The sequence below is a fragment of the Altererythrobacter ishigakiensis genome, from assembly GCF_001663155.1.
Lineage (GTDB): Bacteria > Pseudomonadota > Alphaproteobacteria > Sphingomonadales > Sphingomonadaceae > Erythrobacter > Erythrobacter ishigakiensis.
The window spans coordinates 1,592,941-1,614,373 of sequence record NZ_CP015963.1; the positions used below are offsets into that span (position 1 = coordinate 1,592,941).

The 21,433-nt window shown below is 56.3% G+C and carries 20 protein-coding genes; 12 read left to right on the top strand and 8 right to left on the bottom strand.

Annotated elements, in window-relative coordinates:
• Window positions 1-6: 6 nt before the first annotated feature.
• Window positions 7-759 (bottom strand): uracil-DNA glycosylase family protein, encoded by a 753-nt coding sequence (locus tag A6F69_RS07530; protein ID WP_067599400.1) that lies wholly within the window; start codon window positions 757-759, stop codon window positions 7-9.
• A 90-nt stretch (window positions 760-849) separates the two neighbouring features.
• Here A6F69_RS07530 and A6F69_RS07535 point away from each other — a divergent pair, with 90 nt between their 5' ends.
• On the top strand, window positions 850-2,508 hold the full coding sequence (locus A6F69_RS07535) for an electron transfer flavoprotein-ubiquinone oxidoreductase (RefSeq protein WP_245638209.1): 1,659 nt from the start codon (window positions 850-852) through the stop codon (window positions 2,506-2,508).
• Between the two features lie 18 nt (window positions 2,509-2,526).
• Here the strand turns inward: A6F69_RS07535 and A6F69_RS07540 are convergent, their stop codons facing one another.
• On the bottom strand, window positions 2,527-3,138 hold the full coding sequence (locus tag A6F69_RS07540; RefSeq protein ID WP_067599403.1) for a biliverdin-producing heme oxygenase: 612 nt from the start codon (window positions 3,136-3,138) through the stop codon (window positions 2,527-2,529).
• Between the two features lie 94 nt (window positions 3,139-3,232).
• Here A6F69_RS07540 and A6F69_RS07545 point away from each other — a divergent pair, with 94 nt between their 5' ends.
• Genes A6F69_RS07545 through A6F69_RS07570 form a run of 6 tightly spaced genes read left to right on the top strand, consistent with a single transcriptional unit; the run spans window position 3,233 to window position 11,793 of the window.
• Window positions 3,233-5,842: an HWE histidine kinase domain-containing protein gene (locus A6F69_RS07545; RefSeq protein ID WP_083984738.1), complete on the top strand. Its 2,610-nt coding sequence runs from the start codon at window positions 3,233-3,235 to the stop codon at window positions 5,840-5,842.
• 54 nt (window positions 5,843-5,896) lie between these two features.
• A complete protein-coding gene (locus A6F69_RS07550) occupies window positions 5,897-6,709 on the top strand; it encodes a 4-(cytidine 5'-diphospho)-2-C-methyl-D-erythritol kinase (protein WP_067599407.1) in 813 nt (270 codons plus the stop codon).
• Window positions 6,709-7,431: an N-formylglutamate amidohydrolase gene (locus A6F69_RS07555; protein WP_067602771.1), complete on the top strand. Its 723-nt coding sequence runs from the start codon at window positions 6,709-6,711 to the stop codon at window positions 7,429-7,431. Before A6F69_RS07550 ends, A6F69_RS07555 begins: the two co-directional genes overlap by 1 nt.
• Before the next feature lie 42 nt (window positions 7,432-7,473).
• Window positions 7,474-9,198 (top strand): dihydroxy-acid dehydratase, encoded by a 1,725-nt coding sequence (gene ilvD, locus A6F69_RS07560; protein ID WP_067599410.1) that lies wholly within the window; start codon window positions 7,474-7,476, stop codon window positions 9,196-9,198.
• 13 nt (window positions 9,199-9,211) lie between these two features.
• Complete coding sequence (locus A6F69_RS07565) at window positions 9,212-10,603, top strand: bifunctional ADP-dependent NAD(P)H-hydrate dehydratase/NAD(P)H-hydrate epimerase (protein WP_067599413.1); 1,392 nt, start codon at window positions 9,212-9,214, stop codon at window positions 10,601-10,603.
• Window positions 10,600-11,793 carry a class I SAM-dependent RNA methyltransferase gene (locus A6F69_RS07570; RefSeq protein ID WP_067599416.1) on the top strand — a complete coding sequence of 398 codons (1,194 nt, stop codon included), beginning with the start codon at window positions 10,600-10,602 and terminating at the stop codon, window positions 11,791-11,793. The genes A6F69_RS07565 and A6F69_RS07570 overlap by 4 nt, the downstream gene beginning before the upstream one ends.
• A 10-nt stretch (window positions 11,794-11,803) precedes the next feature.
• On the opposite strand, the gene A6F69_RS07575 is transcribed toward A6F69_RS07570, so the two are convergent.
• Window positions 11,804-12,076, bottom strand: coding sequence for an acyl carrier protein (locus A6F69_RS07575; RefSeq protein ID WP_179946178.1), 273 nt, complete (start codon window positions 12,074-12,076; stop codon window positions 11,804-11,806).
• 167 nt (window positions 12,077-12,243) lie between these two features.
• Here A6F69_RS07575 and A6F69_RS07580 point away from each other — a divergent pair, with 167 nt between their 5' ends.
• The 4 genes from A6F69_RS07580 (at window position 12,244) to A6F69_RS07595 (ending at window position 16,487) form a co-directional block, all read left to right on the top strand.
• On the top strand, window positions 12,244-13,770 hold the full coding sequence (locus A6F69_RS07580; RefSeq protein WP_067599419.1) for an acyl-CoA ligase (AMP-forming), exosortase A system-associated: 1,527 nt from the start codon (window positions 12,244-12,246) through the stop codon (window positions 13,768-13,770).
• Complete coding sequence (locus A6F69_RS07585; RefSeq protein ID WP_067599421.1) at window positions 13,767-14,993, top strand: pyridoxal-dependent decarboxylase, exosortase A system-associated; 1,227 nt, start codon at window positions 13,767-13,769, stop codon at window positions 14,991-14,993. The genes A6F69_RS07580 and A6F69_RS07585 overlap by 4 nt, the downstream gene beginning before the upstream one ends.
• 58 nt (window positions 14,994-15,051) lie before the next feature.
• Entirely contained in the window at window positions 15,052-15,258 is a 207-nt protein-coding gene (locus A6F69_RS07590) for a hypothetical protein (RefSeq protein WP_067599423.1), read from the top strand.
• A gap of 305 nt (window positions 15,259-15,563) precedes the next feature.
• A complete protein-coding gene (locus A6F69_RS07595; protein ID WP_067599425.1) occupies window positions 15,564-16,487 on the top strand; it encodes a crotonase/enoyl-CoA hydratase family protein in 924 nt (307 codons plus the stop codon).
• Here the strand turns inward: A6F69_RS07595 and zapE are convergent.
• The 3 genes from zapE to A6F69_RS07610 are packed head-to-tail and all read right to left on the bottom strand — an operon-like array spanning window position 16,484 to window position 18,864.
• Window positions 16,484-17,614: a cell division protein ZapE gene (gene zapE, locus A6F69_RS07600; RefSeq protein ID WP_067602777.1), complete on the bottom strand. Its 1,131-nt coding sequence runs from the start codon at window positions 17,612-17,614 to the stop codon at window positions 16,484-16,486. The genes A6F69_RS07595 and zapE overlap by 4 nt on opposite strands.
• Window positions 17,615-17,618: 4 nt before the next feature.
• Window positions 17,619-18,074, bottom strand: a complete 456-nt coding sequence (locus tag A6F69_RS07605) for a PaaI family thioesterase (RefSeq protein WP_067599430.1) — start codon at window positions 18,072-18,074, stop codon at window positions 17,619-17,621.
• Window positions 18,075-18,081: 7 nt separating this feature from the next.
• On the bottom strand, window positions 18,082-18,864 hold the full coding sequence (locus tag A6F69_RS07610) for a succinate dehydrogenase iron-sulfur subunit (RefSeq protein WP_067599433.1): 783 nt from the start codon (window positions 18,862-18,864) through the stop codon (window positions 18,082-18,084).
• A 155-nt stretch (window positions 18,865-19,019) separates the two neighbouring features.
• Here A6F69_RS07610 and A6F69_RS07615 point away from each other — a divergent pair, with 155 nt between their 5' ends.
• A complete protein-coding gene (locus A6F69_RS07615) occupies window positions 19,020-19,760 on the top strand; it encodes an SDR family NAD(P)-dependent oxidoreductase (protein ID WP_067599436.1) in 741 nt (246 codons plus the stop codon).
• 68 nt (window positions 19,761-19,828) lie between these two features.
• Here the strand turns inward: A6F69_RS07615 and A6F69_RS13315 are convergent, their stop codons facing one another.
• A complete protein-coding gene (locus tag A6F69_RS13315) occupies window positions 19,829-20,260 on the bottom strand; it encodes a DUF2214 family protein (protein ID WP_067599439.1) in 432 nt (143 codons plus the stop codon).
• Between the two features lie 128 nt (window positions 20,261-20,388).
• A complete protein-coding gene (locus A6F69_RS07625) occupies window positions 20,389-21,396 on the bottom strand; it encodes a D-alanine--D-alanine ligase family protein (protein ID WP_067599441.1) in 1,008 nt (335 codons plus the stop codon).
• Between the last annotated feature and the right edge of the window lie 37 nt (window positions 21,397-21,433).

Here is a 21,433-nt window from a genome sequence, read left to right on the forward strand (position 1 = left end):
CGCTTATTACGTGCCTGTCCATTCAAGCCATCGACGCCAGAACCGGGCTTTGAGCTGTGGCATTGCCATCATGCTCTCGAGCCCTTCTGCCGCCATGGCAGCTACGCTGAACCCTTCATGGTTAATATTTTCCAAAGAAGCAGGCTCTTGCGCCGCATTGTGCGCTAAAAGCGGCAAAATGTTTGATCCGAACGCGAGCACGCGCTGGGGAGAGACCAATTTAATATGATGCTGTAATACTTCGCGGAATCCCGCCTGAAGCAACGCCGCGCCATCGGACAGAGGCGTGTGCCGGGGTAGCGCAGAAGCGAAATAGACCTCTTGTTCCGAAATCTGCATTGCTTCGAGCATACGTTGCACAAGCCGCCCCTGAGGTCCGGACAGCAACTGATCGCGATCTTCGGTTTCCGGATCGGGCACTATTAACATCAGTTTCGCATTCGCTGGCCCTCGCGGAGCGATCCTGCCGCGAGGCCCAATGCTGTCAAGCATGGGCTCACTGAGCCACCATTCACGAAATTCACCAAGGCTGGCTGGTGGATTGGGGCCAAGAAGATCGTTTTTCTTTACAGTGGGTTCTTCAACTTGAGCGCCAGCGGCTTGCGTCTTGGTTGCTGGCTTGGGTGCCTCTTCGGGCAGCTCAGGCTCGGCTAGCCAATCCGTAGCGTCATCGGCAAAGTCGTAATCCACACCCGCATCGCGCCACCACTCGAAAGCGGCGATCAATTCGCGCGAATTAAATGCATCGGGATGGGCCATACTCACAAATGCAGGTCTTGACCTTGGAAGGCGCAGCAATCAAGGCTTTGCGCAAGGTTGAACACTGGAAATTTAAGGACACGAAACCTCATGAGCGCTGAGACTATCGAACGCGAATCCATGCCTTGCGATGTTGTGATCGTCGGCGGCGGGCCAGCTGGCCTGTCAGCAGCAATCAAGCTGAAGCAGATCAATGAGGAACTGGAAGTCGTTGTCCTGGAAAAAGGGTCCGAGATTGGCGCCCACATTCTGTCAGGTGCAGTGGTTGACCCCAAGGCTCTTGACGACTTGTTCCCTGATTGGCGTGATATGGATTGTCCGATGGCACAGACTCCCGTCACGGATAACTGGCATTGGGCACTGACCAAAAATGGGAAGTGGGACATGCCGCATCTGATGATGCCGCCGCTCATGAGCAATCACGGATGCTACACTGGTTCGCTAGGCAATCTGACCCGTTGGCTAGGCGAACAGGCAGAAGCTTTGGGCGTGATGGTGTTTCCGGGATTTCCTGCGGCAGAGGTTATGTTCAATGATGCTGGCGCGGTCACTGGTGTGATCACTCAGGATATGGGCGTTGCCGAAGATGGCAGCCACAAGGGTGATTTCCAACCAGGTATGGAAATCGAAGCGAAGTACACCCTGTTTGCTGAAGGCGCGCGTGGCCATCTGACCAAGCAACTGAAAGCGAAGTACGATCTTGAAGCCAACTGCCAGCCACAGGTTTATGGCCTGGGCATCAAGGAATTGTGGGACATTGACCCTGATAAGCATGAACCGGGACGTGTGATCCACACGCAGGGCTGGCCCCTGAGTGAAAGCGATAGCTGGGGCGGGGGCTTCCTCTACCACCAGGCAAATGGTCAAGTTGCCTTGGGCTTTGTGACGGCTCTGGATTACGCAAACCCTTGGGTTTCGCCTTATCAAGAGTTCCAGCGTTGGAAGCAGCACCCGGCAATCCGCGAGTATCTGGAGGGCGGTACACGCGTCGCCTACGGCGCCCGCGCCATCAATGAAGGCGGGTGGCAATCGGTTCCAAAGCTCGCATTTCCGGGAGGTGCGCTGATTGGCTGTGCGGCTGGCTTCGTTAACGTGCCGCGTATTAAAGGCAGCCATACGGCCATGAAGAGCGGCATGTTGGCCGCCGAAAGCCTTGCGGCAGCGATCGCCGCCGGCAGTGAGCATGACGAGCGCATGGATTATGACGCCGCGGTTCGTTCAAGCTGGATCGCGACCGAACTGAAGCTGGTTCAGAATGCGCAGCCTGCGGTCGCCAAGTTTGGCGGCGATATCGGCACGGTGCTCGCGGGCGCGGACATGTGGATGCGTACGCTCAAGATCGGCCTTCCGATTTCGATGAAGCACACCCCTGATCACACGCATACAGGCCGCGCGGACCTCTACCCCAAGATCGACTATCCCAAGCCAGACGGGAAGATCAGCTTTGATCGCCTGACCAATGTCGCGTTCAGCTTCACGAACCATGCGGAGGACCAACCGGTTCACTTGCAGCTGCAGGACCGTGATCTGCAGAAGGCCAGCGAGTACGATGTCTTTGGTGGCCCGTCAGCGCGCTATTGCCCGGCAGGTGTCTACGAGTGGATCGAAGAAGAGGGGCAAGAGCCGCGCTTCCAGATCAATTCGCAAAACTGCGTCCACTGTAAAACCTGCGACATCAAGGATCCAAACCAGAACATCAATTGGGTAACACCAGAGGGCGGCGGCGGACCGAACTATCCCAATATGTGATGGGGTTTCTTGTGCGGCTTAACGGGCTTGGTAGGCCAGTTGGACCTGCCGTGCAGATTCGGAAAAAATCGAGAATGTATCGCGCGCACTGATGATGGCTTCCTCCCGCGCAGACCGACAATGCACCTCGGTGTTGCACCACCTTAGAAACGCTCGCCAACATTCGATCCCTTTGTGCTCTGACATAAAGCCAAGCGCTAAACTGGGAACTTGTGCCCGCAACTTTGACGCAAATTGCTTGTGCAGGTGCGCAATGCCTAGGCGAGATCCAAGGATGACGTAAGTCACCCCAGCCTGTTCATATCGTGTGGCTGTTCTCGGCACAGGTTTGAATTCGACTTCGATCTCATTGCCACCTGCGTCATTCAAATCGGCCCGCAAGATCGCAGGATAATCGGGCAAAGAGCAACCAAGAATATCCGCGCAGAAGCCGGACACCAGATCTTGATACTGCAGTGCCGACAGCAGATGCGCTTGTAGAAAGAGGCGGTAACCCGTCAAAAGGGTAAGATCGAACTCCTCAAACTGGCGATCAAGCTTGTTATGCAGTTCAACTGTTGCCGTCTGCAATGTGCGCCGCAGTTCGATACTGCGGTCGAGAATTTCAATCTGAGACTTTAACGCATCCACTTGCGTAAACTTCCGAAGACATTGCTTTTTGTCAACTCAACTATACAAAGCTTCATTGCGTATGTGGTAATGCAGGGCAATCCGGTAGCGATACGTGGTCACACCGCTTTTGGGAGAGGAGGAAGCCAAGGTGAACAAACACGTGCCGCTAGATAAACTTAGCGTTGAAAATTGTGACCGCGAGCCGATCCATATTCCCGGCTGTATTCAACCCTTTGGTACCCTTATAGCTGGCCCAGCCTCGCTGACCAGCATCGACTATGCAGCGGCAAATCTGTCTGAGCTGTTGGGGGTTAGTTCGCAAGATGCGTTGGGCCGCAAGTTCTCCGAATTGCTTCCAGGCGAAGTTTTGCATGATGTGCGCAACATCTTGGCCTACTCGACTTCACGCAGCCAGCGCGAGCGGGTTGGCGCTTATGCAATAAATGATCGAGACCTTGAAGTTTTTGCGCACCTGACTGATGGTGACAAAGCAATCGTTGAAATCGAGGATCGCGGCATACCCGTCGACACCCATGAACGCGCTCCGGTTGAGAAGGCGCGCCTGTATCTGGCACAGGCCTCCTCCCAACCAACATTCGAGAAGTTCCTGCGTATTGCAGTCATGGGGCTGCGCGAGCTGACCGGTTTCGACCGCGTAAAGGCCTATCGGTATGCGCCCGATGGTAGTGGGGAGGTTGTGGCTGAGTCTCGCAGCCGGGAAGTCCCGAGCTACTTGGGGTTGAGATATCCGGCTTGGGACGTTCCGACTCAGGCGCGTGCGTTGCAGGTGCGCAACCCCGTACGCATGATCTCGGATACGCAACAGAAACCGATCGCAGTTGAGGCTCGGAATACACAAATGCCTGAGCTTGATATGTCACTAGCTCATTTGCGCGGCATTTCCCCGATCCATGTCGAGTATCTGCAGAACATGGGGGTTCGCGCAACGTTGACGATTGGATTGATCGTTGAAGGCAAACTATGGGGTATGTTTTCCTGCCATCATATGACGCCTCGTATCGTCTCATCAGATTCGCGGATCGCGGCCGAATTGTTTGGACAAATGGTATCGTTGCTGATTGCTGAAAGGCTGGCAAACGAGGAGGCTCATGCACGCAGCGAAGCTGCGAATGCGCGGCAACAGATTCTGGCTGAAACTGACGCTGCCGTTGACTTGCTCCACGCTTTTCCGGCCGTCAGCGATATCTTGCGCGGTCTGGTAGATTGCGATGGTATTGCCGTACTGCGTGACGACAAGCTTCAGACCGATGGGTCTGTACCCAGTCCGGAAGTTATTCGCGCCATCGGCAGGCGGTCTGAGGGTGATGAAAATCTGATCGAAGGTACAGATAGTCTTGTTGAATCAGAATGGCATCACACGATTGCGGGGCCAGTCGGTGATCTCAATGAGACGGCCGGTTGCATGATCGTCCGCTCAACTGCCGCCTATCCTTTGCAGCTGATGTTCTTCCGCGATCAAATACTAAAATCGGTAACCTGGGCTGGAAAGCCGGAGAAGGAAATTGGTCAGGGTGAGTTCGGACCTCGGATCACACCAAGAGCCTCCTTCGAAGCTTATGTCGAAGAACAGAAGGATAAAGCAGAAATCTGGAGCAAGTTTGATTTTGCATGTGCCCGCGAAATCCAGATCATGCTGACTCAGATTACCGCCAAGAGCGAGCGCGAACAGCTGTCACGCCACAAGGAACTTGTTAGCCACCAGCGCCAACAAGATTTGTTGATTGCCGAGCTAAATCATCGCGTAAAGAACATACTCGCTCTGATTAGATCGCTGTCACGCCAGGCCAAGGATTCCTCGGCATCGCTTGAGAGCTATGCCTTGGCACTGGAGCAAAGGATTGCGGCGCTGGCAGCAGCCCACGATCTTGCGGTTTCGGATTCAATGCGGGGTGTCTCCTTGCGCGGCATTCTCGAAACAGAACTTGGGCCGTATATTAGGGAGGATGAAGCACAGGCGATCCTGTCCGGACCGGTTGTGGGACTGCGCGCGGATGTGGCGCCCATGATCGCACTGGTCATCCACGAGATCGTCAGCAACGCAGCGAAATATGGTGCGCTTTCGACGCCAGAAGGCATCGTGCAGGCACGATGGGAGCAGTTTGATCAAGGCCTTTCATTCCATTGGCGAGAATTGGGCGGCCCCCCTGTGAAAGAGCCGACGCGGCATGGTTTCGGTCGTTCCCTGATCGAGAAAGCTATTCCTTACGAATTCGAAGGCTCCGCAAAGCTTAGCTACGATCCTGATGGATTGAAGTTCGCGTTTTCGATCCCCGCTGAAACTTTGGTTGATATTGAGTCCGAAAGCGAACCGAAGCTCACCTCCAAGGTGAGCGAGATTAGGCGCGCGGCCACCGGAAAGACTGTCCTGTTGCTGGAAGATAATGTCATTCTGGCGATGGATATGGTTGAGAGCCTGACGCGGTTGGGCGCTGAGAAAATCGAGACTGCGTCTTCAATCAAAGGTGGCTTGCATGAGCTGCGCCAAAAGAATCCTGACTTTGCGGTTCTTGACATGAATCTACGCGGAGAGGTCGCGTTTGATTTGGCGCTTGAAATGCTTCGTTGCAAAGTGCCATTCATCTTTGTCACGGGATATGGTTCCAAGATTGATATCCCGATTGAACTGCGACACGTTCCCATACTGACAAAGCCAGTCGATGACGCAACATTGTCCCGTGGGGTCGAGAATATTCTGCGCTGAAAATCTCCTGTTAGATTGCAGACAGAAGCGATTTTTCTGTCTAGTGCTCTGCCCGTGAAAATCACTGAAATTGCATATGCGAAGATCAATCTAGCTCTGCACGTCCGCGAACGGCGTGAGGATGGCTATCACGAGATCGAAACGCTGTTCGCCTTTGTTGATAACGGCGATAGGCTGACGGCTCGATCTGCCGAAACTGATCGCTTCGAAGTTGTCGGCGAATTTGCCGACGTGTTGGATAATCCATTCGGCAATCTTGTGTCGCGTGCGCTGTCGGCGCTGCCGCGACCGCAAGGGCTGCACGTGACTCTGGAAAAGAATTTACCTGTCGCCGCAGGGCTGGGGGGCGGTTCGGCTGACGCTGGCGCGCTGTTTCGCATGGTCGAGAATGTTCATGGTCTGCCTGAAGGCTGGGAGGATGCCGCCATCCGCCTTGGGGCCGATGTGCCAGCTTGCGTGCGAAGCGAAATGGCAATTGGGCGTGGCACCGGCACGGAGCTTGAGCCTGTCGAGAATGATATGGCGGGCATGGCGGTATTACTAGTGAATCCGCGCATTCCTCTCCCAACAGGGCCCGTTTTCAAGGCTTGGGACGGCAAGGATCTTGGCGCTCTGCCCAGTGGTTCAGCTAGAGAGGTTGCCCGCAATGGTCGCAATGCCCTACGCCTGCCGGCGGTCGAATTGTGCCCGCCAATCGCGGATGTGCTCGACAGCCTGAACCAGACCGACCCCTGGATATGCGAAATGTCTGGCTCAGGCGCGACATGCTTCGCGCTATATGAAAGCGCTGAACATCGTGATCGTGCTTCACGCGTACTCGCGGAATTGGAACCTCATTGGTGGCAAATGGTAGGTTTATTGAGATGATGATAGACGATTTGCCCTTTCGCCAGGTGGGCGAACCTAAAACTGGCGGGATTGTATGTGTGGTGGACCACGCGTCCAATTTCGTGCCGGAGGATATCGAACTCGGTATTCCAGCAGATCTGCTAGAACAGCATATTGCTCTCGATATTGGTGTCGAGGGTATCGCCGGCCGTATGGCACGGCGTCATGGCATTCCCGCGCACCTGGCAACTGTGAGCAGGCTGGTCTGCGATATGCATCGCGAAGAAGACCACAAGAATGTCGTGCCGATTGAAAGCGACGGACACTTGATCCCGGGAAATATTGGAGCCGACGTCGAAGCGCGGTTAAACCGCTTTCACAGGCCCTATCACAAGGCGCTTGGCGAATGGCTTGACGCTGCCCAACCTGAGTTGATAATCTCGCTCCATTCCTTCACGCCTTCGCTCGAAACGAGCGATGAGGAGCGTCCGTGGGAAGTTGCACTGCTCTACAACGAGGATGACCGCGCCGCTCGACACGCGATCCGCCTGTTTGGCGAGCAGGGCCTGAATGTAGGCGACAACCAGCCTTACTCGGGAAGAGAGCTGAACGCGACGATGAATCGCCATGCTGAGGCATACGGGCGCCCGTATCTTGCGCTGGAAGTGCGGCAGGACCTGATCGCGACCCGCGCAGAGCAATCGCGCTGGGCGGTAATGATCACTGATGTAGCAAACAGGGTTGCGCTGGCGCTGGAGTAAAGGCACTGCCCGTTTCGCAATCCAAGTGAATCGGGAAAGAAAATGTCTGATAAGCGCTTCGACAAATCGAAACTGCCTAGCCGCCATGTTTCGGTTGGCCCTGAACGGGCGCCGCACCGTTCCTACTACTATGCGATGGGGCTGACAGAAGAAGAGATTGCGCGTCCGTTTGTGGCTGTCGCCTCCGCAGGAAATGATTCCGCGCCTTGCAACACGACCCTCGATGCTCAAGCGGACATTTGCCGCACAGGGGTAGAGCAGGGCGGCGGCATGCCGCGCCGATTCAACACGATTACGGTGACTGATGGCATCGCTATGGGCCACCAGGGCATGAAAAGCTCGCTCGTCAGCCGCGAAGTGATTGCAGATTCGGTTGAATTGTCCGTGCGTGGGCACTGCTACGACGCGTTGGTCGGTTTTGCGGGATGCGACAAGAGCCTGCCTGGCATGATGATGGCGATGCTGCGGCTCAATGTCCCTTCGATCTTCGTCTATGGCGGTTCAATCTTGCCGGGTGTTTTTCATGGCAAGGATGTGACCGTGAAGGACGTGTTCGAAGCCGTAGGGCAGCACGCTGCGGGCAACTGCCCCTTGCAAGAGCTGATCGCGCTAGAAAAAGTCGCATGTCCAGGTCACGGAGCTTGCGGAGGCCAGTTCACCGCGAACACTATGGCCTGTGTGGGTGAGGCGATCGGATTGTCCCTTCCAAACAGTAACATGGCGCCAGCACCTTATAAATCGCGCGAGGAAGTGGCGATTGCCGCAGGCGAGCAAGTGATGGAGCTGCTCGCGCGCAATTTGCGCCCGCGCGACATCTGCACCCGTGCTGCTTTCGAGAATGCTGCGCGCGTTGTCGCAGCAACTGGCGGTTCGACCAATGCCGCGTTGCATTTGCCAGCGATGGCGAGCGAGGCAGGGATCGAGTTTGACCTGTTCGACGTTGCGCAGATCTTCAAATCGACCCCTTATATCGCAGACCTGCAACCCGGCGGGCAGTATGTTGCAAAGGACATGCATGAAGCGGGCGGTGTTTACATGGTGATGAAGACACTCATGGATGGCGGCTTCATCGATCCCGAACCGATGACGGTTTCCGGCAAGACGATTGGCGAGAATATTGAAGAGATCGCCTGGAATCCCGATCAGAAGGTGATTTACCCAGTTTCCAATCCGATTACTCCGACCGGAGGAGTGGTCGGCCTGAAAGGATCGCTCGCCCCTGAAGGCGCAATTGTGAAGGTAGCGGGCATGAGCAAGCTGCAATTTTCCGGCCCTGCTCAGTGCTTTGACTGCGAGGAGGATGCCTTTGCGGCCGTCGAAAACCGTGAAATTCGCGAAGGAAGCGTGATCGTGATCCGCTACGAAGGACCAAAGGGAGGCCCCGGGATGCGCGAAATGCTTGCGACCACGGCTGCTCTATATGGGCAGGGGATGGGCGAAAGCGTTGCACTGATCACAGATGGGCGTTTCTCTGGCGCGACGCGGGGCTTCTGTATCGGTCACGTGGGTCCAGAAGCAGCGGAATGCGGCCCTATCGCGCTGGTTGAGGATGGCGATGTCATCAGTATCGACGCAGTCGCGGGAACAATCGATCTGGAGGTTGATGCAGCTGTTCTCGAAGACCGGCGCAAGGAATGGCAACCGCGCACCAATGACTACCAGTCAGGAGCGCTGTGGCGATATGCGCAGAATGTCGGCCCGGCGGTAAGAGGCGCGCTGACACACCCGGGAGCTAAATCCGAACGCCACGTTTTCGCAGATATCTGATAAGGATGCGCGGATGAGCGCAAATCAGGTCCTTACAGTCGCGCAAATGCAAGCCGCCGAACAGACGCTGATTGATGCTGGCACCAGCGTCGACGAGCTGATGCAAATTGCGGGCAAGGGCGTGGCTGAATGGGTCTGGCGCGTTGCCGGTGAACGCTCTGTTACTGTATTGTGCGGTCCGGGCAATAATGGCGGCGACGGCTATGTTATCGCCGAAACTCTTCGCCAGCGCGGGCTAGAGGTGTGCGTAGTTGCACCAATTGCTCCGAAGACCGATGCAGCGAAGAATGCGCGGCGTGAATACAAGGGTGTGTGCCTGAGTTCCGGCAAGGATGCCAAGGGATCGGTGCTGGTAGATTGCTTGTTTGGCTCCGGCCTTGCCAGGGCTTTGAGCGCCGAACACTTGCTGCTGCTCCGCGATCTGGCAGAGCGGCATCCGATCCGGATTGCAGTGGACCTGCCCTCTGGCGTCGAGAGCGACAGCGGGGCTTTGCTCAATGAGCGTTTGCCGGATTATCGCCTGACCGTTGCGCTGGGGGCCTGGAAATTCGCTCACCACCGTTTGCCTGCGCGGGAGAAGATGGGTGATCTGCGGCTTGTCCCTATTGGCGTGGATGCGGTGAAAGGCGCCGCGCACCTCATCGGTAAGCCAAATATCGCTGCGCCTGCGAGCGACGCACACAAATATACGCGCGGACTTTGCGCAGTGGTGGGCGGAGCAATGCCAGGAGCGAGCCTGTTGGCAAGCCACTCCGCCATGCGAGCTGGAGCAGGTTACGTGAAGTTGTTTGCGCATCATGCGCCGAACTCAGCCCCGGCAGGCTTGGTCGTTGACGAGTCCTCGCTTGAGGAAGCTCTCGCAGACGAACGAATCGCGGCTTTGTTGGTTGGTCCGGGCTTGAGGCGCGATCGGGAGGCAGATGAGCGCTTGCGAGCCGTTCTGGCGACCAAGAAGCCGGCCGTGCTCGATGCAGATGCCCTGGTTCTGCTGAAGCGTGACATGCTGCAAGAGGGAGCGGCCTATCTCGCAACACCGCATGACGGTGAGCTCGAGGCGCTGTGCAGGACCTTTGCGGTGGTCGCGCCTGACAGGCAGTCGCGTGCGCTCGCAATAGCCAAGGCCAGCGGCATGGTGGTCTTGGCCAAGGGCCCCAATACGCTGGTGGCAACGCCAACCGGTCGATTTGCCGTAGCGCCACCTGCGCCCAGCTGGTTGTCAGTTGCTGGTACGGGTGACGTTCTTGCTGGCATTGCGGTAAGCCGGATGGCAACAGGCCGCGATCCGTTCGATGCCGCCTGCGAAGCGGTGTGGCTGCACGGTGAAGCCGCGCGTCAGTGCGGCGCCGCTTTTTCAGCGGATGAGCTTGCACTGGCGGTTTCCGGCGCTATCGCCGCCGCTCAATGAGCCAAGCTTCTCAAATCATCCGCATCGCTGCGCGCGGCGATGGCGTCACTGCCGATGGTCAGCACGTCGCAAGAGGCGTGCCGGGCGATGTCTTGCTTGCTGACGGTTCGCTCGAGCATGGCCCACACCACATAGCGCCGCCTTGCCCGCATTTTGGCAAATGCGGTGGATGCCAGCTGCAGCACGCTGATGAAGAGGCTCTGCGGCAATTCGTCACGGAGCGCGTCACGTTTCAGGCTGAAAAGCATGGCATTGCGATAGGGGAGCTGCTGCCGACGCATCTATCGCCACCCAAGTCGCGTCGGCGCACAACTTTGCATGCTCTGAGTACAGCCAAGGGAGCGGTCCTTGGTTTTCGCGAAGGCAATTCGCACCTGATCGTCGATTTGAAGGAATGCCATATCCTGCGTCCTGAGCTGATGGAGCTGCTCCAACCGCTCAAGCAGTTTGTCGCTCGATACGGAAGCAAACGCCCGGTTGATGTCGAATTGACGCTGGCCGATCAGGGTGTCGATTGCAGCATCAAGCATTTGGAGTTGGAAGGTCTGGAGGCGACAGAGGCCGCCTTGGAATTCGCGCAATCAAACGGTCTGGCGCGCCTTACACTCGATCAGGGTTATGGCCCTGAGACACAATGGGAGCCGCAGCCGGTCACCATCACGCTTTCGGGCAGACCTGTGGGGATGCCTCCGGGTAGCTTTCTGCAGGCAACGCAAGACGGCGAGGATGCCTTGGTTGCAGATGCGAAGGCTTGGATTGGCGATGCCGCGAGCCTAGCAGACCTGTTTTCGGGGTTAGGCACCTTTGCATTTGCATTGGCAAACCCTGCAAAGGTTCTTGCCGCCGAAGCATCGCGCGACGCGCATCTGGCGTGCAAAGCGGCGGGGGCGGGGCTGCCCATGGCGGCAATGCATCGCGACCTATTCCGCAATCCATTGCAGCCAGAAGAACTGAACCGATTTGAGGCCGTGCTGCTCGATCCGCCGCGCGCGGGCGCGAAGGAGCAAATTGGACAGATTGGGGCCAGCAGCTTCAACCGCGTGGTCTATATCAGTTGTAATCCTGTTAGTTGGGCGCGAGATTGCACCAAACTTGTCGAGGCCGGATTTAGGTTGGAAAAGCTGCGACCGGTGGGCCAATTCCGCTGGTCAACCCATGTGGAACTGGCGAGCTACTGGACGCGTGGGTGATCGAGATCGATTAACCTTCGATCAGCTTCATTTCGACAAATGCCAACAACCCGCCATAGGTTTCGAGCATCTCTGCATCGACGTCATCATCCTCGATCAGCATGTCGAAGCGGTCTTCGATCTCGGTAAAGAGGCCCGCGACAGCCATGGAATCGAGTTCGGGTAGATGGCCAAACAGTCCCGTTTCGCTGTCGAATTGGTCAACATCTTCAGCCTCAAGGCCAAGCACATCAACCAGAATGGCCTTAAGCTCGTTATCAATCGCCGAGCGGCTCGGCGGCAGGCCGGGCTTCTTTGCTTGCTCGTCAGTTGTTTCGACCGTCACTGGCGACTATCCCCCATTAGGAAAAGGCCGCTCGCCTTAGCGGTGCGTTGCGTCCTGTGCAAGCTGGCGAATAAGCAAGATAATCCGATTGACCAAGCGGACTTCTGCAGGTTTGGTATCTGGCAATGAATACAGCGCTCGACCCAGTACCGCGTCCATTAGACCATCTCGCCGAGCACGGCGCAGATGAGGATCCGGCGCTGATCCTGAAGTCAGAGAAGCTAAGCTTTGCTGATTTGCGTGAACGTGTGGCGCGATTGGCTGCGTGGCTGGCGCAAGAATTGCCAGAGAAGGGCGCCCGGGTTGCGACATGGGCTGCAAAGGGAGAGCTGACCTGCCTCATGCCATTGGCTGCTGCGCGCGCGGGGTTGGTGCACGTCCCCATCAATCCGCTGCTAAAACATGCGCAGGCCGCGCATATCCTCAGCGACAGCGGCGCGGCGATGCTGATCGGAACGCAAGCACGATTGAAGTCGTTGGAAGAAGGCGATGTCCCGCCGGCTTGTCGCCTGATTAACGAACAAGACGCGCTCGATGCAGCTACCACTCTGGGCGGGCAGTTGCCGCCTTCAGATTCCGATCCCGATGATCTGACGGCGATCCTGTATACCAGCGGCTCAACAGGCAGACCCAAGGGCGTGATGCTGAGCCACGCAAACCTGTGGCTCGGTGCGGTTAGCGTGGCCGACTATCTTGGCATGGGCCCGGACGACGTGACACTCGCTGTGCTGCCGCTGTCGTTCGACTATGGTCAGAACCAGTTACTCAGCACTTGGTGCGCGGGCGGAGCGGTCGCGCCGCTCGACTACCTATTCCCGAAAGACGTAATGAAAGCCTGTGCCAAGCATCAGGTGACGACGCTGGCTGCGGTTCCACCTTTGTGGGTGCAGCTAGCTGAGCTTGAATGGGGGGAAGACGCGGTCACCCCCATGCGTCGGCTGACGAATAGCGGTGGTGCATTGACAACAGATCTTGTCCGTGAGCTGCGCGAGACCTTTCCCGATGCCCGGTTATTCCCGATGTACGGTCTGACAGAGGCATTCCGCTCCACTTTTCTTTATCCTGACCTCGTCGATACGCATCCAACCTCGATGGGCAAAGCAATTCCCTTTGCGGAGATTTTGGTGATCAACGATGCGGGCGAGTTGGCAAAGCCTGGCGAGGAAGGCGAGCTTGTCCATTGCGGGCCACTGGTGGCGCAAGGATATTGGCAGGACGCCGCGCGCACGGCCGAGCGTTTCAAGCCAGCGCCCGACATGTCGAGCTATGGCGGCACCGCGGTATGGTCAGGAGATCGCGTTAAGCGCGATGCGGAAGGCTTGCTCTACTTTGTCGGCCGCCGGGATGCGATGATCAAGAGCCAAGGAAACCGCATCAGCCCGCAGGAAGTCGAAGAGGCGGCGCTTGCGACAGGACTGGTTGCAGAAGCGGTCGCTTTGGGAATTGCTGATGAACGGCTAGGGCAGGCAGTGCATTTGGTCGCTCGCGCTGAGCCGCGGGCGGTCGATGCCGAAGAACAATTGCCGAAGTTGCTCGCCAAGGAGTTACCCAATTTCATGCAGCCGCAAGTCATCCATTGGCGCGACGCGATGCCTCTCAATCCCAATGGCAAGATTGATCGTACCGCGCTGAAGCAGGAGCTTTCCTCATGAAGCCGATGGGGCCGCTTCCTGCTGGCTATGAAACACGTGACGGAGAGCTCGTGATCGGGGGCAAAACTGCGAGTGAACTGGCCGATAAAGCCGGACGCACCCCCTGTTTTGTTTACTCCAAGGCGCAACTCGATCAGCGGGTCTCTGATCTGCGCGCCGCCATGCCTGCGCGGTTGGGCATCAATTACGCGGTCAAGGCCAACCCATTCGCACCCGTCATTGAACACATGGATGGGCTGGTCGACGGCTTTGACATCGCGTCTGCTGGCGAACTTGAGATGGTCAAGGCTGCCGGTATCGATCCTGCGCGGGTCAGTTTCGCAGGACCGGGCAAGCGCGACGAGGAACTGGAAGCCGCCGTTTCTGCTGGCGTGACCCTCAATTGCGAAAGCGAAGGTGAAGTTCGGCGTGCATTGGTCATAGGCGAACGGATCGGTGTTCCGCCGCGCATCGCCATTCGCGTGAATCCCGATTTCGAGCTCAAGGGCTCAGGAATGAAGATGGGGGGAGGGGCGAAGCCCTTTGGTGTCGATGCCGAACGAGTGCCCGCATTGGCGCGCGAAGTTATCGCAGCTGGCGCAGAATGGCGCGGACTACACATCTTTACCGGCAGCCAGGCCCTGAATGCAGAGGCGATCATCGAAGCGCAGGCCAATGTTCTGGAATGTGCGGACCGCCTTGCTGGTGAAATTGGGGCTCCATTGCCGAAACTCAACATGGGCGGCGGCTTTGGTATCCCGTACTTCTCTGGCGACGAGCAGCTCGACATTGGCGCGATTGGCGCGGCCTTGGACGAACGCTTTGCAAGTCTACCGGATAACCTAATTGATACTGACCTGTGCATCGAGCTTGGCCGCTATCTCGTCGGGGAAGCGGGCGTCTATCTAGCGCGCATCGTTGATCGCAAGGATAGCCATGGCGTCACTTACCTTATCACGGACGGCGGTTTGCACCACCAGCTTGCAGCCTCAGGCAACTTCGGTACCGTCGTACGTCGCAACTATCCCGTGGCAATCGCCACGCGCTTTGGCGTTGAGCCTGAAGAGGAGGCCAATGTTGTAGGTTGCCTGTGCACGCCGTTAGACCGTCTCGCGGATGCTGCACATTTGCCTCGGGCAGATGTGGGTGATTTGGTCGCAGTATTTTGCGCCGGCGCCTATGGCGCGAGCGCGTCACCAGTCAATTTTCTGGGGCATGGTCCGGCAGCGGAAATGCTGATCTGAGTCTAATAGAACATTTACCAAATTCGCCTATCCCTGTGATTGAACAGGGAGTTTTGACATGTCCGAAGAGCAAAAGGCTGAACAGGTCGAGACAGCGCTCGCAGACATCAAGCGGCAACTCAGCGCGCGCGATGATCGCATTGCCGAGCTAGAGAAACGTTTGGAGAATCAGGAATATTCTGTTCGCAGCGTGCTCGATATGTTGATCGACTGGCTAGAAACAGACACTCAAGCCAGCCCCACTTCCTCTCGCGATGCGGCTTGAATGAGCTTCTGCAAAGATGCTGCCTACGCCTGAAAAATACTTTGAGGGTGTGGCCAATTTGACTCAGGTGCGTTTGCCACACTCCGCGAGACGGCAGATTTCCGCGGTTTTCGATGGGCCGCGATTGTGCTCACGTGTCTTTCCACTGCCCCGATTTGGGACCTGCCAATCAATCAGATGGTAAATTTACGTTTGCCAAGCGACTCCTTGCTTGATTAGTTTGTCATCGGGTCGAAGAATTACAGGAACTTTTACAAAGAGTTTCCGGTAATACTTGCGTCTTCGGCGGAATAGGGCGCGCAGTTATGGATGGTGGAGTTTCGCAGGCAATACCTTTGGTCGATGAGCAGGAATTGCTTGTCGAGAGCAAACGTAATTTGTCGATATCTGACGATCTCTTCAATCTCTCGGAGCTGGATTTACTCTATGAGGATCGCAGCGCGACCTTATGGACCTTCATGAAGCCTGAAGGGCGTCCAAGTTTCACTCCGCCAATGCTGCAGGATTTTGAACGATGGCAGCAGTTGATCCCGCAAAGTTTTGGCGCAGGCAAGGTTCCGCTACGCTATCTGGTGCTTGGCAGTCGTTCGCCCGATGTGTTCTGTTTTGGTGGCGATCTGGCTCTATTTGAGCAGTTGATCCGCAATCGCGATCGCGAAGGCTTGGTGAGCTACGGCCATCGTTGCTGTGCCATTCTCGACCGCAACATTCGCGCGCTTGATTTGCCGATGCTAACGATCGGATTGGTGCAAGGGGCTGCGCTGGGCGGAGGATTTGAAGCGCTACTTTCTTTTGATTTCATTGTTGCCGAGCGTACAGCCACTTTCGGTTTGCCAGAGATTATGTTTGGTTTGTTTCCAGGTATGGGGGCACATGCACTCCTATACCGCAAACTGGGCAGCGCAAAAGCCGAACAGATCATTCTCTCAAATGAGACATATACAGCCGAGCAAATGTACGAGCTGGGCATAGTTCATGAATTGGCCGAGCCGGGCGATGGTATCAACGCATGCAAGCAGTTCATCAAGAAGTCTGAACGTCGCCATGCTGGCTTGGTTGGCGCACGTAAGGCAATGAAGCATGCTTGGAATTTGAAACTAGGCGAGCTCAACAAGATTACGGAAATGTGGGCAGACACCGCTCTCGAATTGCGTGAGCAGGACTTGAAGGTAATGAATCGCCTTGTCGTTGCTCAAGCTCGTTTGGCGGAGCGAATAGCCGTCGCTTAATCGTTGGCGGCGTCTTGAGCGCCATGGCCCAAAGCCATATATTCATCACTGCGCATTTCCATCAACCGGCTCGCAGTGCGCTCGAACTCGAAGGCCCCGTCCCCAGAGACGTAGAGATCTTTGGGCTCCGCAGCAGCAGTCGCGAAGAATTTCACACGATGTTCGTATAGCGCGTCGATCAACGTCACAAAGCGCGCGGCCTCATTCCGCATATCTTTGCCCATCTGCGGAATTCCGACAAGAATAACAGTGTGATAGGCGCGCGCGATGGCAAGATAGTCCGGCGCGCCTCTCGCTTCGCCACATAGCTTCTTGAAGCTGAATACGCCCACGCCCTTAAGGCTTTTGGGAACGTGCAGCATTCGTCCACCGCCAACGTCCAGTTCTGCCGAGGGAACATGTTCGGCGTCTTCCGGCTTATAGTCAGTCAGACGGAAAAATACCTCGCGCACTTGCGCCGTCGCTTCGTCTCCCAACGGAGTGTGCCAACTCTCCATTCCTCCTAATCGATCCAGGCGATAGTCGATGGGACCATTGAGCGAGATTACATCTAATCGCTCATCGATGAGATCTATGAATGGTAGGAAGTGTTCGCGATTGAGTCCGTCTTTATACAGATCGTGCGGCGGACGATTGCTGGTGGTCACTACGGTCACGTTCTCATCGACAATCAGCGCACGGAAAAGCCGGCTCATAATCATCGCGTCAGCGGAATTGTTCACGACCATTTCATCAAAGGCGAGACAGCGGACGTTCTCGGCAATTCTAGCTGCGACGGGTGGAATGGGATCACCGCTCTTCCCTTTGCGAGCTTCGCGCAGCAGCGCATGAACCTGCTGCATGAATGCATGAAAATGCACCCGGCGTTTGCGGTCGATTCCCAGGGTTTCGATGAAAAGATCCATCAGCATGGACTTGCCTCGGCCCACGCCGCCCCACATGTAAACGCCCTCTATGGCTTCCGGCTTGCGGCTGAGAGCGCGCCACAGCACGGATCCGCGTTTGGGAATCGCTTCCAAATCTTCTTGAAGTTTTGCCAGTTGTTTAGCTGCTGCGCGTTGGTCAGGATCGGCTTTGAGTTCGCCAGCCTGGATCAACGCATCATAGCGGGCCAGGATGCCACTCACGGCATTAACTACGCGGCGCAAATTTGCGCACGATTCCGCTATAAGCAGCGACGCAATCGTCCTCTTGGACGACTTCGCCGCGTACGAACACAAGCTTGCCAGTCTCGCGCATGATCTCTGTCACTGCGTCAAGGGGGCGAGCAGGATCACCGCCACCGATGAATTGAGTCGAAAGCTCAAGCGTAACAGACGGTCCTGCATTGCCGCTGCCGACGACATGCATCGTGGTGAACATCGAAATGTCGATCAGGCCAAGTGTAACAGCGCCATGGATGATCCCTTGCAGGTTTTCGTGCTTGCGTTCCGGGAACATGCGAAGGCGGCATTTGTCGCCTTCCTTGCGGGTAATGAGCTTCCCCATTACCGCGCCGTTGAACAGCGTATCGTCTTTCAGATTCCAGTGATGCCAGCCCGGATTTTCCGGGTCGGGCCCATGTTCGAATACATCCTTGCTTGGCATGGCCAAATCAGATCGCGCGCTCTGCCATCATCTTCTTGGTTTCAGCGATAGCTTTCGCGGGCGAAAGCCCCTTGGGGCATACGTTCGCACAGTTCATGATCGTGTGGCAGCGATAAAGGCGGAACGGATCTTCAAGTTGGTCGAGCCGCTCGCCAGTCATCTCGTCACGGCTGTCTGCCAGCCAACGATAAGCTTGGAGTAGTATCGCCGGTCCCAAGAACTTGTCCGAATTCCACCAATAACTAGGGCAACTGGTCGAACAGCAGGCGCAAAGAATGCACTCGTAAAGGCCATCCAGCTTCTCGCGCTGCTCGGGAGACTGCAGGCGCTCCTTACCGCTTGGTGTAGGCGATACGGTTTGCAACCACGGACGGATGCTGGCGTATTGCGCGTAGAAGTGGGTGAAGTCCGGCACCAGATCCTTGATCACTTCCATGTGAGGCAGCGGTGTGATGCGGATTTCGCCCGGAAGGTCTTCGATTGCGGTTGTGCAGGCAAGGCCGTTCTTGCCGTTCATGTTCATAGCGCAAGAGCCGCAAATCCCTTCGCGGCAACTACGGCGGAAGGTCAGCGTGGGATCGGTTTCGTTCTTGATCTTGAACAGGGCATCAAGAACCATCGGACCGCATTCGCCCAGATCAATTTCGAACTTGTCATAGCGCGGGTTCTCACCGCTGTCGGGATTGTAGCGATAAATCTTGAAGCTTTTCACCCGCTTGCCGCCATCAGCTTTGTGGGTCTTGCCCTTACCAGTGATCTTGGAGTTCTTTGGGAGGGTGAAAGTTGCCATGTCTGTCGTGAATCCTGTTGATTTGCGAACCCTATCTAGCGGCTCGTGCGACAAGGGCAAGGGATGTGCTGTTGAGACTTTTGATGAGGGAGTTGAGGCCTATCGAACACCGGCGATCTCGGAACCGAACTCCACTCCCTTTCGTCTGATATGGCATGGACAGTACAGAAATTGAACGATGGCCTGCAACGGCTGCGGTATTCGGCGCATCAGGCGGGATTGGCGCGGCTTTGGTGCGTAGATTGGCCGAAAGTGGCACTCGCAAAATCTTTGCCGGGTCACGAAGTGGCAAGGTGCCAAACGTGGATGGCGCAATTCCCTTCAAGTTTGATCTGACTGACGAAGAGAGCATCGCTAGCGCGGCCTCGATAATGCGCGCTGAGCCGCCGCAGTTGGTGATCGTAGCGACCGGCGTACTGACATTGGCTGATGGTACCGGGCCGGAACGCACTTACAAGCGTCTGGATGCGCGGGCGATGGGCGAAGTGCTTGCGCTCAACACCATCGGCCCCGCGCTGATTGCCAAGCATATGTTGCCTTTGCTTCAGCGTGATCACCGAGCCGTGTTTTCTTCGCTATCGGCAAGGGTCGGGTCGATTGCGGACAACGGGCTGGGCGGGTGGCATAGCTACCGTGCCAGTAAGGCTGCTCTCAACATGTTGTTGAAGAACTTCGCCATAGAGCTAGGGCGGACTCATGATCAGGCCGTGGTGGTAGGCCTGCATCCAGGCACTGTTGATACCGCGCTCTCCGAACCGTTCCAGTCGGATTTGCCCAATGGGCAGCTTACCGGACCCACCGATGCAGCGGCGAACTTGCTCCGTGTGATCGAAGGGTTGAAACCTAGCCAATCGGGTAAGGTATTTGATTGGAAAGGTGAGGAAATTCCGGCCTAGAGAGCAATGTCCGTTAAAGTCCGAACTCTTGGCCAATCCGAAGGGCCACGGCTTTGTGGACTTCGGGCCTAGAAGATGCTCCCGTGCGCAACCAATCTTCCGATTGCGGCCACCGTTAAGATCGAGATTAGATCAAAAAACAGGAGCAGTCGGATAGAGGGTTTCGGCTCTAGACGACCAGCTTTTGCAGCGTTCCTGATGATTGGTTTGGAAAGAACAACTGCCAGGGATGCTGCGGTATACAATCCGACCTTTATCCAATAGCTCGGATCTGAGGTGTAGACTTCGGTTGGTTTTGCGGCCCACAAGGTCAGTATCAGACCAGAAATCAGAATGACCAGCGCTGATGCACCTGACATCCGATCTAGAGCGAGTAGACGAGTGAGTGCCGTTCCCTCAATCACCGTTGATCGCAGCTGGTTGTTCTTCAAGAAGCTCGCGAAGAGGCACCCCAGAAAACCCAGATAATGAAACGTCTTTGTGACCAGCTCACCTTCCAAGAGCGCCTCTCAACTAGAATTTAGTGGTGATTGACCTACTAGCAGATACTGCCTTGTCCGCAGTTGGGTTGGAAGCGGAAGGTGAGCTTTCTTCAACCATTCAGTCTACAGCTGAACTAACTTAGCCCTCAACCCATCAATCCGTGCCTGCGCAGGCTTTCAGCCAGAATAGATTCAATCAGTTGTTCTTGGGTCCATCCGGCCAGCCGGGCTGAACGACCGAAGACCTTCTGGGACCACAAATTGCAGTTCAGATTGAGCTCCAGGAAGGTCACTTCGCCGGTGTCTTCGTTGACACGGAATTCCCAGCGACCGTAATCGAAGGGGCGGTACTCCTGCATCGCTTTCTTCGTCAAATCAGTGATCTGCGCAATCATGTCTTTGTTCTCGAAAGGGTCGAGCGAATACTTCTGACTGCGGTCCACCAGATCGCGCTTTTCCTGATAGGTGCGCAGGTGTGAAGGATCCGCCTGACGGAAGATCATCATCGGCATGATCACAGGTTCGCCGTTGATCGTGACCACTGGTACTTCGACATCGCTGCCATCGATGAATGGCTCAACCAGCGCATCATGGCCTAGGTCATGCACGCTATCTATTGCCGCCCTCACAGTCGGCCAGTCAGTGGCGTCATTTACGCCCCAGCTTGCCGAGGAATTATTGGGCTTGACGACGAAACGGGCGCCTTCCGGGCACCGCGCCGGATCGATTGGAGCGCCGCGACGATAGAGCGCCCATGGGGCAGTGGGCACGCCTGCATTCTCGACAGAACGCTTGGCGAGGTGCTTGTCATCGGACAGTCCGCGCAGAATCGGGCTTGCGCCCAAATAGGGAATGCCAGCCCGCTCGCAAAGCAATGGACACAACATCTCCGAATTGAAAAATCCGGCGCGGTTCAAAAGCGGGAAAACAAAGTCCACGTCGGGCTTTTCGAAGAGCACTTCGAAGCGGTTCTCGACCCGCAAGTTCAAACCAAGCCGCGTCAGAATCTTACGCATTTCAACGTGATAGCTAGCGTGATTGCCATCTTCAGCGCTGCCGGAGCCATCCCACAGCGCATTCTTGGCAATGAACATGATGCGGCAATCGCGCTTGGTTGCCTCATCGATTGTCAGGGGTGCATGGTGGAATGACATGCAAGCGGGCCTTTCTTTTGTGCGCCGCGCCCAATAA